The sequence below is a fragment of the Streptomyces sp. NPDC050759 genome (assembly GCF_044456945.1).
Classification (GTDB): domain Bacteria; phylum Actinomycetota; class Actinomycetes; order Streptomycetales; family Streptomycetaceae; genus Streptomyces.
Window position 1 is genome coordinate 284,107 of record NZ_JBITGI010000006.1, and the last position, 14,916, is coordinate 299,022.

General features: G+C 72.1%; 13 protein-coding genes. 7 read left to right on the forward strand and 6 right to left on the reverse strand.

Annotated features, from left to right (window positions below; genetic code table 11):
* Nucleotides 1-16: 16 nt before the first annotated feature.
* Nucleotides 17-1,285 carry an SWF or SNF family helicase gene (locus ACIBJB_RS20670; RefSeq protein WP_398932493.1) on the reverse strand — a complete coding sequence of 423 codons (1,269 nt, stop codon included), beginning with the start codon at nucleotides 1,283-1,285 and terminating at the stop codon, nucleotides 17-19.
* Complete coding sequence (locus ACIBJB_RS20675) at nucleotides 1,282-4,119, reverse strand: SNF2-related protein (protein WP_398932692.1); 2,838 nt, start codon at nucleotides 4,117-4,119, stop codon at nucleotides 1,282-1,284. The genes ACIBJB_RS20670 and ACIBJB_RS20675 overlap by 4 nt, the downstream gene beginning before the upstream one ends.
* Before the next feature lie 232 nt (nucleotides 4,120-4,351).
* Between ACIBJB_RS20675 and ACIBJB_RS20680 the strand changes: the two genes are divergently transcribed.
* Nucleotides 4,352-5,410 carry a fatty acid desaturase family protein gene (locus ACIBJB_RS20680; RefSeq protein WP_398932495.1) on the forward strand — a complete coding sequence of 353 codons (1,059 nt, stop codon included), beginning with the start codon at nucleotides 4,352-4,354 and terminating at the stop codon, nucleotides 5,408-5,410.
* Between the two features lie 131 nt (nucleotides 5,411-5,541).
* Nucleotides 5,542-5,724, forward strand: coding sequence for a hypothetical protein (locus ACIBJB_RS20685; protein WP_057609876.1), 183 nt, complete (start codon nucleotides 5,542-5,544; stop codon nucleotides 5,722-5,724).
* A 53-nt stretch (nucleotides 5,725-5,777) separates the two neighbouring features.
* Here ACIBJB_RS20685 and ACIBJB_RS20690 read toward each other — a convergent pair whose 3' ends face one another.
* Both ACIBJB_RS20690 and ACIBJB_RS20695 read right to left on the reverse strand, forming a co-directional pair.
* Nucleotides 5,778-6,755 (reverse strand): hypothetical protein, encoded by a 978-nt coding sequence (locus ACIBJB_RS20690; protein WP_398932497.1) that lies wholly within the window; start codon nucleotides 6,753-6,755, stop codon nucleotides 5,778-5,780.
* A 135-nt stretch (nucleotides 6,756-6,890) separates the two neighbouring features.
* Nucleotides 6,891-7,187 (reverse strand): hypothetical protein, encoded by a 297-nt coding sequence (locus ACIBJB_RS20695; protein WP_398932499.1) that lies wholly within the window; start codon nucleotides 7,185-7,187, stop codon nucleotides 6,891-6,893.
* 308 nt (nucleotides 7,188-7,495) lie between these two features.
* Here ACIBJB_RS20695 and ACIBJB_RS20700 point away from each other — a divergent pair, with 308 nt between their 5' ends.
* Nucleotides 7,496-8,854: an FAD-dependent oxidoreductase gene (locus ACIBJB_RS20700; RefSeq protein ID WP_398932693.1), complete on the forward strand. Its 1,359-nt coding sequence runs from the start codon at nucleotides 7,496-7,498 to the stop codon at nucleotides 8,852-8,854.
* Nucleotides 8,855-8,912: 58 nt separating this feature from the next.
* Here ACIBJB_RS20700 and ACIBJB_RS20705 read toward each other — a convergent pair whose 3' ends face one another.
* Nucleotides 8,913-9,446 carry a PadR family transcriptional regulator gene (locus ACIBJB_RS20705; RefSeq protein ID WP_266524326.1) on the reverse strand — a complete coding sequence of 178 codons (534 nt, stop codon included), beginning with the start codon at nucleotides 9,444-9,446 and terminating at the stop codon, nucleotides 8,913-8,915.
* A gap of 108 nt (nucleotides 9,447-9,554) precedes the next feature.
* On the opposite strand from ACIBJB_RS20705, the gene ACIBJB_RS20710 reads away from it, so the two are divergent.
* Nucleotides 9,555-10,310, forward strand: coding sequence for an alpha/beta fold hydrolase (locus ACIBJB_RS20710; protein WP_398932502.1), 756 nt, complete (start codon nucleotides 9,555-9,557; stop codon nucleotides 10,308-10,310).
* 6 nt (nucleotides 10,311-10,316) lie between these two features.
* Here ACIBJB_RS20710 and ACIBJB_RS20715 read toward each other — a convergent pair whose 3' ends face one another.
* On the reverse strand, nucleotides 10,317-10,916 hold the full coding sequence (locus ACIBJB_RS20715; protein ID WP_398932504.1) for a methyltransferase domain-containing protein: 600 nt from the start codon (nucleotides 10,914-10,916) through the stop codon (nucleotides 10,317-10,319).
* Between the two features lie 153 nt (nucleotides 10,917-11,069).
* Here ACIBJB_RS20715 and ACIBJB_RS20720 point away from each other — a divergent pair, with 153 nt between their 5' ends.
* From ACIBJB_RS20720 to ACIBJB_RS20730, 3 genes are all read left to right on the forward strand, one after another.
* Nucleotides 11,070-11,843 carry an MHYT domain-containing protein gene (locus ACIBJB_RS20720; RefSeq protein WP_398932506.1) on the forward strand — a complete coding sequence of 258 codons (774 nt, stop codon included), beginning with the start codon at nucleotides 11,070-11,072 and terminating at the stop codon, nucleotides 11,841-11,843.
* A 62-nt stretch (nucleotides 11,844-11,905) separates the two neighbouring features.
* The gene (locus ACIBJB_RS20725) at nucleotides 11,906-14,431 is read left to right on the forward strand and encodes a nitrate- and nitrite sensing domain-containing protein (protein WP_398932508.1); all 2,526 of its coding nucleotides are present in this window, start codon (nucleotides 11,906-11,908) and stop codon (nucleotides 14,429-14,431) included.
* A complete protein-coding gene (locus ACIBJB_RS20730; RefSeq protein WP_392769793.1) occupies nucleotides 14,428-14,901 on the forward strand; it encodes a roadblock/LC7 domain-containing protein in 474 nt (157 codons plus the stop codon). Before ACIBJB_RS20725 ends, ACIBJB_RS20730 begins: the two co-directional genes overlap by 4 nt.
* The last annotated feature ends 15 nt before the right edge of the window (nucleotides 14,902-14,916 follow it).

Consider the following 14,916-nt stretch of genomic DNA (forward strand, 5'->3'; position numbering starts at 1 on the left):
GAGGGGCCTGGCCGAACTACCGCTGCGGCTCGGCTGAGGAGAGCTCCGCCGACGACAGAGCCGTCGCCGGATCCAGGGCCGCCGGGCCCGCGAGTATCCAGCGTTCCCGCTCCTGGCGGTACGGCCACCACCGCCCGTCCCGCCCCAGACGCACCTGGGCCGGTGCGTCGACGGCCGTCCACCGGTTGCCCTCCGCCCTGAGCGACGGCCTTTCGTCCTCGTCCCAGGCCGAGTCCAGAGCGGCACGCGCGCGTGCGAGTGTGTCGCCCGAGGGCGCCCATTCCTCCTCCAGCACCGACAGTGCATCCGCACCACCGAGCCGCCACGCGCGCGTGGCGTCCGCCATCGACTGCGGATCACGGCCCGATCCGTTGGCGAGCCGTTCCGTCAGTGCCGGGTCGGCCGCGTCGACGGCGAGACGCACGGCGTCCTGAGCGGCCGTCAGTGCGGATACGGCGGCAGACCTTTCGGGCGGTCGCCGGAGAGCCTCCGCGAGCAGCCGATGAGCCTCCACGGCGGTCCGAGCGGCCAGATGGCGGACGGCGACCGGGTCGACTCCCGGCCCGGGCGGGGCCTCGGCGTCCAGCGAGGGCGGCGAACCGGGCTTCTCGGGCAGTTCCGCAGTCACGGGCAGGGGCGGCAGGATGTCGCAGACCGCATACGCCTCGGCGGCATCCACACCCTCCGGTTCGGGAGCTTCCTCCACGGGCGCGGCGCTGCGGTCCTGGAGGTCCTCGAGGAGGGCGTGTTCGCCGCGCCCGCGCATCAGCAGCAGGACGAAGGGGTCCTGGTCCAGCAGCCGGGTCACCTGATAGCAGAGAGCTGCCGTGTGCCCGCAGTGGTCCCAGGCGCCGCAGTCGCACTCCGGTTCCAGATCGCCCAGCCCGGGCAGGAGTTCGATGCCTGCGGACGCCGCGTCCTCGACCAGATGCGGCGGCATCTCACGGTCCAGCAGGGCCGCGACGTGAGCGGCCCGCTCGACGGCCATGTCGAGGAGGCGGTCCCACTGCTCGGCCGACAGTTCGGCCAGCAGGACGTCGGCGCGGTGCGCGGTGCGATCACGGTCCTGGACGACGGCCGTGATGCGCCCAGGACGTACCGACACCGCGCCGACAGCGCCCGCGCGTGCGATCCCGCGGCCCGTCTTCACCTGCGCCGAGTCCAGCGCGGCGTCCTCCAGTGCCCGCAGCCAGGCCCGGCCCCACCAGGTCTGTGCGAAACCCCGCCCGTGCGCGGGCGGCAGCGCCGCGAACGTGCGCTCCATGTCACCGTCGTGGCCGGTCATCGTGCACCCCCCCGAAGCTCGACCAGATCGGCCAGCTCCGCGTCCGTCAGCTCGGTCAGTGCCGCCTCGCCGGAACCGAGTACCGCGTCGGCCAACTTCCGCTTGCGGTGCAGCAGGTCGGCGATGCGGTCCTCGACGGTCCCCTCGGCGATCAGTCGGTGCACCTGCACGGGACGCGTCTGGCCGATCCGGTACGCGCGGTCGGTGGCCTGCGCCTCCACGGCCGGGTTCCACCAGCGGTCGTAGTGCACGACGTGCTCGGCCCGGGTGAGGTTCAGGCCGGTGCCGGCCGCCTTCAACGACAGCAGGAACACGGGCACCTCACCCTCCTGGAACCGCCGCACCATCGCCTCACGCCGGGGGACCGGTGTCCCGCCGTGCAGGAACTGCGACGGCAGGCCACGCGCCGCGAGGTGCTGCTCGATGAGACGGGCCATACGCACGTACTGCGTGAACACCAGGACGCTCGCTCCTTCGGCGACGATGGTGTCGAGGAGCTCGTCCAGCAGTTCCAGCTTTCCGGAACGGCCGGTGATCCTCGGCTGCTCCTCCTTGAGGAACTGCGCCGGGTGGTTGCAGATCTGCTTCAGCCCGGTCAGCAGCTTCACGATCAGCCCGCGCCGCGCCATGCTGTCCGCCCGGGAGATCTCGGCCAGGGTCTCGCGCACCACTGCCTCGTACAGGCCGGTCTGCTCCTGGGTGAGCGACACGGCGCGGTCGGTCTCGGTCTTCGGCGGCAGCTCCGGGGCGATTCCAGGGTCCGACTTGCGGCGCCGCAGCAGGAAGGGGCGCACCAGCCGGGCGAGACGTTCCGCGGCGGCCGGATCCTGACCGCTCTCAATGGCCTGCGCGTACCGGGCGCGGAAGGCGCCGAGGCGGCCCAGCAGACCGGGAGTCGTCCAGTCGAGGATCGCCCACAGCTCCGACAGGTTGTTCTCCACCGGGGTTCCGGTGAGCGCCACGCGTGCGCGTGCCCCGATCGAGCGCAGTTCCCGGGCGGTCGCCGAGTACGGGTTCTTCACGTGCTGCGCCTCGTCCGCCACGACCATTCCCCACGCGGCTTCGGCAAGCCGGGGCGCGTCCAGGCGCATCGTGCCATACGTGGTGAGTACGAACTCCCCGTCGGCCAGGCCGTCGAGCTCGCGCCGCGGACCGTGGAAACGGCGCACGCGCGTACCCGGTGCGAACTTCTCGATCTCGCGCTGCCAGTTGCCCATCAGGGACGTCGGGCACACCACGAGGGTGGGGCCGGCGGTGGCCGTGTCGGTCTGCCGGTGCAGATGCAGCGCGATCAGGGTGATCGTCTTGCCGAGTCCCATGTCGTCGGCGAGACAGCAGCCGAGTCCCGAGGACGTCATACGGGCCAGCCAGTTCAGGCCCCGGCGCTGGTAGTCCCGCAGGGGCGCGGCGAGCGCGGCGGGTTGCGGGACCGGCTCCTGAGCCTCCGGGTCCGCCAGCCGGTCCCGCAGGGCCGCCAGCCACCCGGTGGGCTGAACCTCGACCCTGTGGCCGTCGACCTCGGCCGAGCCCGTCAGAGCGGCACTCAGCGCGTCGACGGGCGTCACCTTGCGGTCCTGCCGGGAATGGGCCCGGCGCACCTCGTGCGGGTCGACCAGCACCCACTGGTCACGCAGCCGCACCACGGGCCGGTTTGCCTCGGCGAGCCGGTCCAGCTCCTCGCGCGTGAGCTGCTGGTCGCCCAGCGCGAACCACCAGTCGAACGCGAGCAGCGCGTCGACGGACAGGAACGATGCGGTGCCCGACCCGATCCGGTCGCTGTCGTCCGGCGGACCGACCATCGCGCGCGTGGTGAGCTTCCTGGCCAGCTCCTTCGGCCAGTGCACCTCGACGCCCAGGTCGGAGAGACTTTGCGCGCCCGCGCCGAGCAGATCGGTGATCTCCTCGTCGGCGAGTTCGACCGCGTCCGGGACGGTGGCCGAGAGCAGCGGGTTGAGCGGGGGCCACGCGCGTGCGGCCCTGCGGAGCGCGAGCAGGCAGTCCATCTGCGCGTGGGGGCCGAAGGCCGTGGAACCGGCCCATACGTCGGCGGCGTCCGCGACGGTCGTCGGATCGCTCACGCTGTGCACTTGGAGAACGGCCCGGAAGGAGGGCGCCTCACCAGTGGCCAGGCCATGCACCTCGACGCGCAACGAGACTCGTACGCCCGCGTCGTGGCCCGCGGCGACATCCGCCGCCCACGCGCGCTGCTCGGGCACGTGCTGCGGTTCCTGGGCGGCGTAGGCGGGTCCGCCCGTCACCAGGGGCGCCGCGGGAGAGCGGGGCAGGGTGTCGGCGACCCCGTCCAGGAAGGCACGCACCAGCCGTTCGGGGTCGGGCAGCCGGAGCGGTTCGACGGCGCTCAGGGGTACGGCGTGCGCCTCGGGCGGCATCGCCGCGGCAAGTCGGCGGACACGCTCGATGTCGGCCGCTCCCAGGGGACCCATGCGCCAGGCGTCGTGGTCGGCGGGGGACAGTCCGGGCAGCAGCAGGCCACGGGCCGCGCACTGCAGGGCCAGCACGGCGGCGGCACCCCAGAAGAGGGTCGCCCGGTGCCCGTGCGCGGAAGCACGCGCACGCGTGAGGACCGGCAGGGCGGCGCGGACCGGCAGCAGCACCGCTGGCAGGCTCACCAGATCGACACCACTGTTGCCGGGTACCACGAGCCTCAGATCCTCGACCGTCCCCGCCGCGACGGCCGGCGGAGGAGCGCCGTCCGGCCGCCAAAAGGCCACACTGCCCGTGCGGGCCGGGTCGCCGGGCACGAAGACGGCACAGCACAAGGTCAGTTCGGAGATCTCGGACGGTGATGCCGCGGGAAACCTCTGGACAGAGATCGCGGGACTCCTCAAACTTGACTACTTCATAGGAGTGGTTGAGGATACATCACCTCTCGGGCCCACTGTGGAGTGGCCTGTACCACATTCACGCCAGGGTGTTGTCAACCCCCCTGTGCGGCCGGTGCTGCCCCCCGCACGTAGACGGGGGGTTGCCGCATGGTCGCGACCGGTCACCGGTCCGTACGTTTCCTCAGGTCAGCACGTTTCCTGAGAGAGCCGGAGCCCGGACATGCCGCAGAGCACCGCAACCGTCGCACCCCGCCCGCGCGGTACGTCCGGCTCCCCGCCCGGCGGAAGCGAATTCGCGCCCCTCCTGCGCGCGGTGAAGGGCCAGGGCCTCCTGGAACGCCGCCACGGCTGGTACGCCCGGGCCATCACCGTCAACGCACTCGCCCTCGCCGGTCTCGTCACCGCCGTCGCCCTGTCCGGCGACTCCTGGCGGACCCTGCTGCTGGCCCCGCTCCTCGCCGTGTTCTGCGCCCGCACCGCCTTCATAGGCCACGACGCGGGCCACACGCAGATCACCGGAGACAAGGCGGCCAGCCGCGCCATCGGTCTCGTCCACGGCAATCTGCTGCTCGGGATGAGCTACTCCTGGTGGAACCACAAACACCATAGGCACCACGCCAACCCCAACCACATCGACAAGGACCCCGACGTCGCCGCGGACGTCCTCGTCTTCACCGGCGAACAGGCCAAGGGACGCACCGGCTTCAGGCGCTGGCTCACCCGCCATCAGGCATGGCTGTTCTTCCCGCTCACCCTCCTCGAAGGCGTCGCCCTGAAGGTTCAGGGCTTCCGGGACCTGCGCCGACAGGCGCCGGGGGAGCGTGCGGTGGAGGGCGCCCTCCTGGTGGTCCATCTCGCCGCCTACGCCACCCTGCTGCTGACCACCATGTCCCCAGGCAAGGCGCTGGCCTTCGCGGCCGTCCACCAGGCGTTGTTCGGCCTGCACCTCGGGATGGCCTTCGCCCCCAACCACAAGGGCATGGAAATGCCGGACCCGGACGGCGAGCCCTGGGGCCACCTGCGTCGCCAGGTGCTCACCTCCCGCAACATCCGCGGCGGCGCCGTCACCGACTGGTTCCTCGGCGGCCTCAACTACCAGATCGAGCACCATCTCTTTCCCAGCATGCCCCGGCCCCATCTGCGTCTCGCACAGTCGATGGTGCGCGCCCACTGCCGGGATCTGGGTATCCCCTACACGGAGACCGGACTCGTCGACTCCTACCGACAGGCCCTGAGCCACATGCACGAGGTGGGCGAGCCACTGCGGGCGGACCGCTAGGAGCGCGCGCATCCGGGGCGTCTCAGGGCGAGGTCTCAGGGATGTCTCAGGGTCGCGGTTCGGAACTGCTGGAGGCGCGGACCCGTTTTTCTGGACAGAGAGCGGCAACCGCCGCGAAGGAGGCGACGCACATGTCGAAGAACGCGAAGATCGCCGCAGGGGGAGTTGCGGTCGGGCTGCTCCTGCTGATCTGGCTGCCCTGGTGGGCCTCGGTCCTGATCATCCTGGGAGTCCCGGCCGCCGCATACCTGACACTGGACCCCTCGCAGCGGCGCCGACTGCGCCGCGTCACCCGCAAGGAGCTCGGCCGCTGAGGCACCCGCACCGGCCGGGAGCACGACAGTCCCGGACGGTGCGGCGCGGCGGTTCAACTGGGACGTACGGCCATCTTGTCGAGCGCTGCCAGCAGTCCCGGCAGCTGCGGGCCCCGGCCCACCGGCAGGACCTCTCCGGGCTCGTCGTCGAGCAGCACGAACGCGATGTCGTCGGTCCTGGCCACCAGCGACCAGCCGGGACCGTCGGCACGCAGCGTCCGCGCGTCGCCCGATGCGAAGGACGACCGGACCCGCCCGAGGGGCGGCGGCGAATCGAGGTAGGCGCGGGCCTCCGCGAGGACACGCCGGATGCCGTTGTGGCCCTTGCGAGCCTCTTTCGCGACCCCGCCCGAGATGTTGTTTCCCGCAGTCTCGCCTTCCGCAGGCCTTTCCCCCGAGGTCTCGTTGCCCGCGACCTCGTCGCCCGTGGACTTGTACTCCGGGGCATCGCGGTCCGCGGCCTCGCCGTCGGAGACCCCGCCGGCCACGGCCTTGTCACCCCCGGTGGACCCGCCGTTCGGGCTCAGGAAGGCCGCCTCGTCGATCTGCTCCCGCCACATCGCCCACTGGAGCGCGATCTCATCGGCGCCAAGCCGCCGCTGGGCGGATCCCCACGTGGACGTGTCCGGCGGCGTCAGCGGCGGGCCGTCGCCGGTCTCGGGATCGGGATCGTGCGGCGCCGGCACACCGGGCGCGGCGACGGCGACCGCGAGCGGCCAGCCGGGCAGCGCGGCCACGATCGTGCGCTCGTCGGGCGACAGGTCGTACTCCATACCGCAGTCCCAGGACGCGATGGCGACGGCGACCAGCGCGACGTCGTCGATGACGACCGTCCATCGGGCGCCGCCGCCGTCCTGGCCGAGCACCAGGCCGTACCCGTCGGCCAGCGGTGCCAGACCGAGTGCCGCGCAGGCCTCCGGATAGTCGTCGCCCAGCACGCTCGGGAACTTCGCCGGCGTGAGCAGCACCGCCGTCAGCACATAGAGCGCGTCGTCCGTAGCGGCGACGGCGTCCTCGTCCGTCCCGGCCATCCCAGCCTCCCCATCGGTTCGTCCAACGGCGCGCACCTTAGTGTGCGCGGAAGGCCCTTGTCACGACTCCCAAGCCCACCCGGAGCTGCAGTTTTCCGACTGGACGGGGCGAATCGACCATCCCTTCAGGGCCGGTCAGGCCGCCGGCAGTCCGAGGAGCGCACGTGCCACCGTACGTGGCGACTCGTCGCGCTCCCGCGCGAGGGCGATGACGGCCCGGCACGCGAGCTCGTTGACCCCGAACGACAGTGCCTCCGGCGAGACCCAGGCCGAGGCCTCGTCGATCCGGTCCTGATCGTCCTCGGCGCAGGCCGAGACGTACGCGGCGGCGGCCTCGAACAGATTGTGCGTGCGGGCCTCCCGCCCGGCGGGCGCCCCGGTGCGCACCCCATGGACGAATCTGGCGCTGGACTTGCGGATTCTGCCCCACATGCCGACTGCCTTCCCCCTGCGTGACGTGACCCCGGCGAATATTCTGCTACCAAACGTAAGGTTGGAGCTCCGGCCGCAGAAGGGGGCCGGAGCGTGACGGTGCAGTCGTCGCAGGCGCGGACATGCAGCCCCACCCGCCCGTTCCCGTGTTGCTCAGAAGGGCCGGAAAACGGTCAACCCGCTTTGCGGAACGGGATACTTGTGTCCTCTCACGACATGGCTACCAGAGGAGTGGTGAGGTGAACTCTGCCGCAGAGAAGGGCCGTTGGGGCGCAGGCGACGGCCGGGGCGGTCGGCATGCCGTCGTCGTGGGCGGGAGCCTCGCAGGGCTTCTCGCGGCGCATGTCCTGGCCGGGCACGCCGACCGGGTGACCATCGTCGAGCGCGACCGGTTGCCGGACGGCCCCGAGCCGCGGCCCGGCGTGCCGCAGGGCCGGCATCCGCACGTCCTGCTGCAGGGCGGGCAGGTGGCCATGGAGTCGCTGCTGCCGGGGTTCCTGGCGGAGCTGCGGGAGGCGGGCGCGCCTCGGGTGGGCATGCCGTCGGACATGGTGATGTGGCAGACCGGCCGCTGGTTCCGCCGGCTGCCCGCGACGACACACATCTACACCGGTTCCCGCGCGCAGTTGGAGGACCTGGTGCGGCGGCGGGTTCTCGCCAACCCCGTGATCAACATTGTGGAGGGGACCGACGTCATCGGGTTCCTTGGTGACGCCTCGCGCGTGCGGGGTGTGCTGGTGCGGAACCGCTCCGGCGACGCCCGTGCGGAGTCCCGGCCCCTGGAGGTCGATCTGGTCGTCGACGCCTCCGGCAGCGGCACGAAGGCTCCGCAGTGGCTTGCCGCGATCGGCGCCGAGGGCCCACAGGAGGAGACCATCGACACGGGACTCGCCTACGCCTCCCGCGTCTACCGCGGCACGAACGGCGCCCTCGACGGCGAGACCCGCGGCTACTACGCCTATCCCGACCCCGAGCAGGTGCACGCCGGCGGCGCACTGCCCCTGGAGGACGGCAGCCACCTGGTGATCGTCTCGGGCCTGCGCGGTGACGAACCGCCCACGGACGACGACGAGTTCGTGACGTACGCCAAGAGGTTGCCGCATCCGCTCCTGCACCGGTGGCTGGACGAGGCCGAACCGCTTTCCCCGGCCTTCGGCTTCCGACGGACCGCGAACATCCGCCGCCGCTACGACCTTCCCGGCCATGCGGCAGGATTCCTCGCCACAGGCGACGCCCTGTGCACCTTCAACCCGATCTACGGGCAGGGCATGGCCGTTGCCGCGATGAGCGCGGTCGCCCTGCGGGACGCGCTGACCGACCGGCGCCGGACGCCCACGACACGGCGCGTGCAGCAGGCGCTCCTTGCGGCGTCCCGGCTGGCGTGGGACATCTCCGCCGGGGCGGACCGCAAGATGCCGGGCGCGGTCGGCACGGCGACCGACGGTGGGCCCTCGGACCGGATCGCCGGCTGGTACCTCAGCCGCGTCCAGGAACGGGCCCCGGGTGACCCTGTCGTGGGGCGGGCCTTCCGCGCCGTGCTGACCCTCTCCGCACCCGTCACCGCCCTGTTCGCTCCGCCCGTGGCCCGGGCCGTCCTCTTCCGGCCACCCGCGCCGACGCCCACCGAGCCGCCCGCGGCACCGGAGGAATCCGCGGCCCGGACATAGTGCTCGGCTCCCTTGGGCTGTGCGATTCGGTGCCGATCCTCCGGCACGTGGCCAACACCTAGGAAGAGGCCCCGTCGAGTGACGCGATCGTCTCCCGCAGCCAGCTGAGCTCGGCCCGGGAGGTGGCGCGTGCGATCGTCAGCACACCGCGCCGGAAGGGATCGTCCAACTCCTCGGCGCTCAGCGGCCGGTCACCCTCGTAGAAGAAGCTCGCCGGCTCCTCCAGGAAGGCGAGTCGGCGCCGCAGTACGGCCGCCTGCGCGCCGGCGTCGTCCAGGTGCCGGAGGAAGGCGAGGACCGTGAACCACCGGTTCTCGTCGGTGATGTCGCGCGCGGCCGGTTCGGCGAGCCGGCGGCGCAACTCCTGGCGGCCTTCGTCGGTGAGCGTCAGGACATGGCGAGGCGCGGCCACGGCACCAGGTTCTGTCGCGCGCGCCAGCAGCCCCGCCTTCTCCAGCCGCTTGATCGCCGGATACAGCGTGCTCTCGGCCACGGGCCGCACGTGACCCGCCAGCGCTGTGATGCGTTTGCGCAGCTCATAACCGTGCAGCGGGGTGTCGTAGAGGAATCCGAGGATGGCGAGCTCCAGCATGCACGCATTCTGCCGCATCGTCGCTGTACATCCCTGCCGTATTACCTCTACTTCGCTATACATCGGTGACGATGTATTGTCCTGGGTGACGCATCGAGGGAGGGCACCATGAGGCAGGCCGCGTTCGACGGCAAGGGAAGCTGCATCCGCTGGACCGAGACGCCCGGCGAGGAGCCGGCACGCGTGTACGTGCATGGGCTGGGATCGATCTCGACCGTCTATCACGCGCACATCGCGGCCCGGCCCGAACTCGCGGGCCGGCGCAGCTTGTTCGTCGATCTGCCCGGGCACGGCGTCAGCGACCGCCCTGAGGACTTCGGATACACGTTGGAGGACCACGCGGACGCCCTGGCCGCCGCTCTGGACGCCGCGGATCTGACCGGCGTCGAGATCGTCGCGCACAGCATGGGCGGGTCGGTCGCGCTCGTGCTTGCCCACCGCAGGCCCGAGCTCGTCTCCCGCCTGGTCATCACCGAGGCCAACCTCGACGCCTCGCCTCCAGTCACGGCGGGCAGCACCTGGATCGACGCCTATGAGGAGGACGACTTCGTCGCCGGCGCCCACGCGCGCGTGCTCGAGAAGGTCGGCCCCCTGTGGGCGGCGACCATGCGGCTGGCCGACCCGCGCGCCCTGCACCGCAGCGCGACCGGCCTCAGGCGCGGATCGGCGCCCATGATGCGCGCGATCCTCGAAGGGCTGACCATCGACCGCGTGTACCTCCAGGGCGAGCTCAGCGGTGAACTGGAGGGGCGAAAGGCGCTGGAGGGGACAGGAGTGCGGGTGGTGACCGTCCCCGGCGCCGGGCACAACGTCATGCTCGACAACCCCGACGCCTTCGTGGCGGCGATCGCCGGGACGAAGTGAGCCCGGTCAGTCCTCGCGGACGGCCAGGGCCAGGAAGCGGGCGTCCTCGTCGGCGTACGACGTCATGCGCCAGCCGGAACCGGCCAGCAGGGGACGGAGGTTGGGCTCCGCGCGCAGGTCGTCCGGGGTGATCTGGCGCCCCTGGCGTGCGGCGAGCGCGGCCCTGCCGATCGGGTGGAAGAGGGCCAGGACGCCGCCGGGCCGCACCACCCGGGCCAACTCGCGCAGATCCTCGGCCGGCCGGGGCAGATGGGAGACCAGGCCCGCTCCGAAGACGGCGTCGAGCGACCGGGAGCGGAACGGCAGCGCGGCCACGTCGGCGAGCAGCAGCCGCCCGTCCCGATCCCGTCCGGCCCGTACGGCGGCATCCAGCATGGCCGGGGTCAGATCGACCCCCACGACCACTCCCGAGGGCCCCACGGCCGCACGCAGGGGCGGCAGGGCCCGTCCGGTGCCGCAGCCCGCGTCGAGCACGCGGTCACCCACGCGCAGCCCGAGCTCCGCGACCGCGGCGGCGTAGGCCGGACCGTCGTCCGGGAACCGGCTGTCCCAGTCGGCGGCACGGGCCGAGAAGAACTCCTGGACATGTGTGTGGTCGTCGCTCATGTTCCGCATGATCCCTCACCGACACGGATGAGGGCGCGTGCGCGCATGTTCGAGCGTGACGCGATCGTTCAGAAGCATCTCTGCGCCATATTGCAACACCTTTCGAAATGCGCCCTCTTTGTGCGCCCCTGCCCCCACTAGCGTCCCTTGGCCATGGGACACCTGGACCACGCTGCCCTGGGCTGGCTGACGCCCACGCTCTCGTACGTCATGGCCTGTATCGGCGCCGCGCTCGGCCTGCGTTGCACCGTCCGCGCGCTCGGCGCCACCGGGCGTTCGCGCCGCAACTGGCTCATCACCGCGGCCTCGGCCATCGGCACCGGCATCTGGACCATGCACTTCGTGGCCATGCTCGGCTTCAGCGTCAGCGGTACCGACATCCGCTACGACGTACCACTGACCATCGCGAGCCTCCTGGTCGCGATGGTCGTCGTCTCCGCAGGAGTCTTCGCCGTCGGCTACAGCCGTGACCGGGTCCGCGCGCTCTTCCTGGGCGGGCTCACCACCGGCCTGGGCGTGGCGAGCATGCACTACCTGGGCATGGCGGCCGTACGGCTGCACGGCGACGTCGACTACGACCCGGTGCTGGTCGGACTCTCCGTCCTCATCGCCGTCGTCGCGGCGACGGCGGCCCTGTGGGCGGCGCTCAACATCAAGTCGCCCGTCGCCGTCACCATCGCCTCCCTCATCATGGGCGCCGCGGTCAGCAGCATGCACTACACCGGGATGTTCGCGGTGAGTGTGCGGGTCTCACCCTCCGGTGCCGTCCTGCCCGGGGCCACGGCGATGCAGTTCATCTTCCCGCTCGCCGTCGGCCTCGGCTCCTACCTGTTCCTGACCTCGGCCTTCGTCGCCCTGTCGCCCACGACAGGAGAGCGTGAGGCATCCGCCTCGGCCCAGCGCGCGGTCGAGAGCGTCCCCTCCTAGCGGCGGATCCGGGCCGGACGGCCCGACGACACGCCCCCGAACCACTCCCGAGCGAGGAGGCCATGCGTACACCGCGTAGGACCCCCACAGGCGGCGCCGAGACGCCGCTCCAGACACCCGCGCGCGGGCGACGCGCACATGCCGGACGACCGGCCGACGAAAGCCCCGACGACCCGGCGGGCCCCCTGCCGGAGGACATACCCGTGCGCGCCGGACCCTGGCGGATACGCCCCCGCACGGTCCGCGCCAAGATCGTCTGCCTGCTCATGGTGCCCGTCGTCTCGCTGCTCGCCCTCTGGGCGTACGCCACGGTCACCACCGCCCAGGACGTGGCCCGGCTGCGCCAGTTGCAGCGCGTGGACGACGCCGTCCGCTCGCCCGTCAGCGACGCCGTGACCGCGCTCCAGGCGGAGCGTGCCGCCGCGGTCCGCTACGCGACCGACCCGTCCGCCGCGCAGAGCGACGACCTCCGCAAGCTCGCCGAGCGCACCGACCAGGCCGTGGCACGGCTGCGGCTCGGTGACGGCAACACCGTCGCCGACAGCGAGGAACTGCCCGCCGGTGTCGCCCAGCGGCTCGAAGTCTTCGTGACCGGCGCCGAACAATTGCCCTCCGTGCGCACGGCCGTCCTGGACCGCAGCGCCGGATGGGACGAGACGTACGGTCGGTACACCAGGACCATCGCCGGTGCCTTCGCGGTGGGCGGTGCCCTCAGCGGCATCCAGGACGCCGACCTCGGCTCCGACGCGCGCGTGCTGCTCGAGTTCTCCCGCGCCGGCGAGTCGCTGGCCCAGGAGGACGTCGTGCTGGCCAGCGCACGCCTGGCGGGCGTTCTCGCCGGTGAGCGGCTGCGGCTGTTCACCGGAGCCGTCGACACCCGCCGGGCCCTCACCGAGAGCGCCGTGGCCGACCTGCGCGGCTCCGACCGCGCCACCTGGCAGAAGGTCGCCGACAGCCGCGCCTACGCCACCGTGACCGCCGCCGAGGACCGGACACTCGCAGCCGCCCCCGGCACCCGCGCCGTCGAGTCGACGCGGCAGCCCACCTGGCAGGCGGCACACACGCGTGTGCAGAGCGGTATGCGGACCGTCGAACAGGCGGCGGGCAGCGGTGTCGCCCACCGGGCCGACCCGTTCACCCGAGGACTGCTCACCCCGGCCGGCGCCGCGGTCCTGCTCGGTCTGATGGCCGTCGCCGCGTCGCTCGTCATCTCCGTGCGTATCGGGCGCGGACTCGTCGTCGAGCTGGTGAGCCTGCGCAACAGCGCCCTCGAGATCGCCCGCCGCAAGCTGCCCGAGGCCATGGGGAGGCTGCGGGCCGGCGACGAGATCGACATCCAGTCCGAGGCCCCGCCGGGGCCGCCCGCGGAGGACGAGGCCGGTCAGGTCGCCGAGGCCCTGACCACCGTGCACCGCGCGGCACTGCGGGCCGCCGTGGAGCGCGCCGAACTCGCCAGCGGCATCTCCGGGGTCTTCGTCAACCTCGCCCGCCGCAGCCAGGTCCTCGTCCATCGCCAGCTGAGCCTGCTCGACAGCATGGAGCGCCGCTCCGACGACCCGAACGAACTGAGCGACCTCTTCCGGCTCGACCATCTCACCACCCGCATGCGTCGCCACGCCGAGAGTCTGATCATTCTCTCCGGAGCGGCACCCGGCCGCGCCTGGCGCATGCCGGTGTCACTGACCAACGTGGTCCGCGCGGCCGTCTCCGAGGTCGAGGACTACGCGCGCGTGGAGGTGCGTCAGCTGCCGGACACCTCCGTCGTCGGCGCGGCGGTCGCCGACCTCACCCATCTGCTGGCCGAGATCATCGAGAACGCCGCCCAGTTCTCGCCGCCCCACACGCGCGTGCGGGTCACCGGCGAACCCGTCGGCAACGGCTACGCCGTCGAGGTCGAGGACCGCGGTCTGGGCATGGGCAAAGAGACCCTCGCGGAGGCCAACCGCCGCATCGAGCAGTCCGAAGCGCTCGACCTGTTCGACAGCGACCAGCTTGGCCTGTTCGTGGTCAGCAGGCTCGCGGCGCGGCACGGCATCAAGGTGCACCTGCGCACCTCGCCGTACGGCGGCACCACCGCGGTCGTCCTGCTGCCCACGGCACTGCTGCACATGAAGGCGGCGGAACGTTCCCCCGCCAAGGCCGCGGACCGGGAACGGCTCACGGAACGCGAGTACGCGCGCGTGACCGCCGCAGAACGGGACCAGGAATCCGTCCCCGCCCCTGCCGAGCGGCCCGCCCTGGTGGCTCCCCTCACGGCCTCGGCGGACCGGGGAACGACCGACACACCGCCCTCCGGAGTCACCGCCCTGCGTCTGCACCGCCCGCCCGACGAGCTGGAGGAGTCCGACGACCTGCCCCGTCGGGTACGGCAGGCGCACCTCGCTCCCCAGCTGCGCGAACAGCGCTCCGAAGAAACGGCCCCGGCAGCCGCCGGCCGGGACGACGACGGCCGTACACCCGAGATGGTTCGGGACCGGATGGCGGCATACCGGGAGGGCTGGGCGCGTGGCGGCGGCAGGCAGCCCGGCCGTGGCGCCACCCCTGATTCCCCAGTGGGCAGAGACAGCAGCGAAGGAGACCGAGGATGATCCAGGACCCGAGCACGAGGGCCGACATGGGAGTCCCCCCGCGCGAGCGAAGCCGGGAGTGGGGACGGTCCGGCGAACTCGACTGGCTGCTGGACGACTTGGTGCTGCGGGTGAGCGAGGTACGGCATGCCGTGGTGCTCTCCAACGACGGCCTGGCCGTGGGGGCCTCGACGGACCTGCGCCGCGAGGACGCGGAACACCTCGCCGCAGTCTCCTCCGGCTTCCACAGCCTGGCCAAGGGGGCGGGCCGGCACTTCGGCGCCGGGGGAGTGCGCCAGACCATGGTCGAGATGGACGACGGCTTCCTGTTCGTGGCCGCCGCGGGAGACGGCTCCTGTCTCGCCGTCCTCACCGCTGTGACCGCGGACATAGGCCTGGTCGCCTACGAGATGGCACGGCTGGTCAAGCGGGTGGGCGAGCACCTCTACACGCCACCGCGCGTGGGCGCGCGGCCACCCGCGGCAGGATGAGAGGGAAGGGCGGTC

Bases quoted from the DNA above. Each gene is read 5' to 3' on its own strand.
- ACIBJB_RS20670 (WP_398932493.1), bottom strand. From the start codon at position 1,285: ATGACCGGCCACGACGGTGACATGGAGCGCACGTTCGCGGCGCTGCCG.
- ACIBJB_RS20680 (WP_398932495.1), top strand. From the start codon at position 4,352: ATGCCGCAGAGCACCGCAACCGTCGCACCCCGCCCGCGCGGTACGTCC.
- ACIBJB_RS20685 (WP_057609876.1), top strand. From the start codon at position 5,542: ATGTCGAAGAACGCGAAGATCGCCGCAGGGGGAGTTGCGGTCGGGCTG.
- ACIBJB_RS20690 (WP_398932497.1), bottom strand. From the start codon at position 6,755: ATGGCCGGGACGGACGAGGACGCCGTCGCCGCTACGGACGACGCGCTC.
- ACIBJB_RS20695 (WP_398932499.1), bottom strand. From the start codon at position 7,187: ATGTGGGGCAGAATCCGCAAGTCCAGCGCCAGATTCGTCCATGGGGTG.
- ACIBJB_RS20705 (WP_266524326.1), bottom strand. From the start codon at position 9,446: ATGCTGGAGCTCGCCATCCTCGGATTCCTCTACGACACCCCGCTGCAC.
- ACIBJB_RS20710 (WP_398932502.1), top strand. From the start codon at position 9,555: ATGAGGCAGGCCGCGTTCGACGGCAAGGGAAGCTGCATCCGCTGGACC.
- ACIBJB_RS20715 (WP_398932504.1), bottom strand. From the start codon at position 10,916: ATGAGCGACGACCACACACATGTCCAGGAGTTCTTCTCGGCCCGTGCC.
- ACIBJB_RS20720 (WP_398932506.1), top strand. From the start codon at position 11,070: ATGGGACACCTGGACCACGCTGCCCTGGGCTGGCTGACGCCCACGCTC.
- ACIBJB_RS20725 (WP_398932508.1), top strand. From the start codon at position 11,906: ATGCGTACACCGCGTAGGACCCCCACAGGCGGCGCCGAGACGCCGCTC.
- ACIBJB_RS20730 (WP_392769793.1), top strand. From the start codon at position 14,428: ATGATCCAGGACCCGAGCACGAGGGCCGACATGGGAGTCCCCCCGCGC.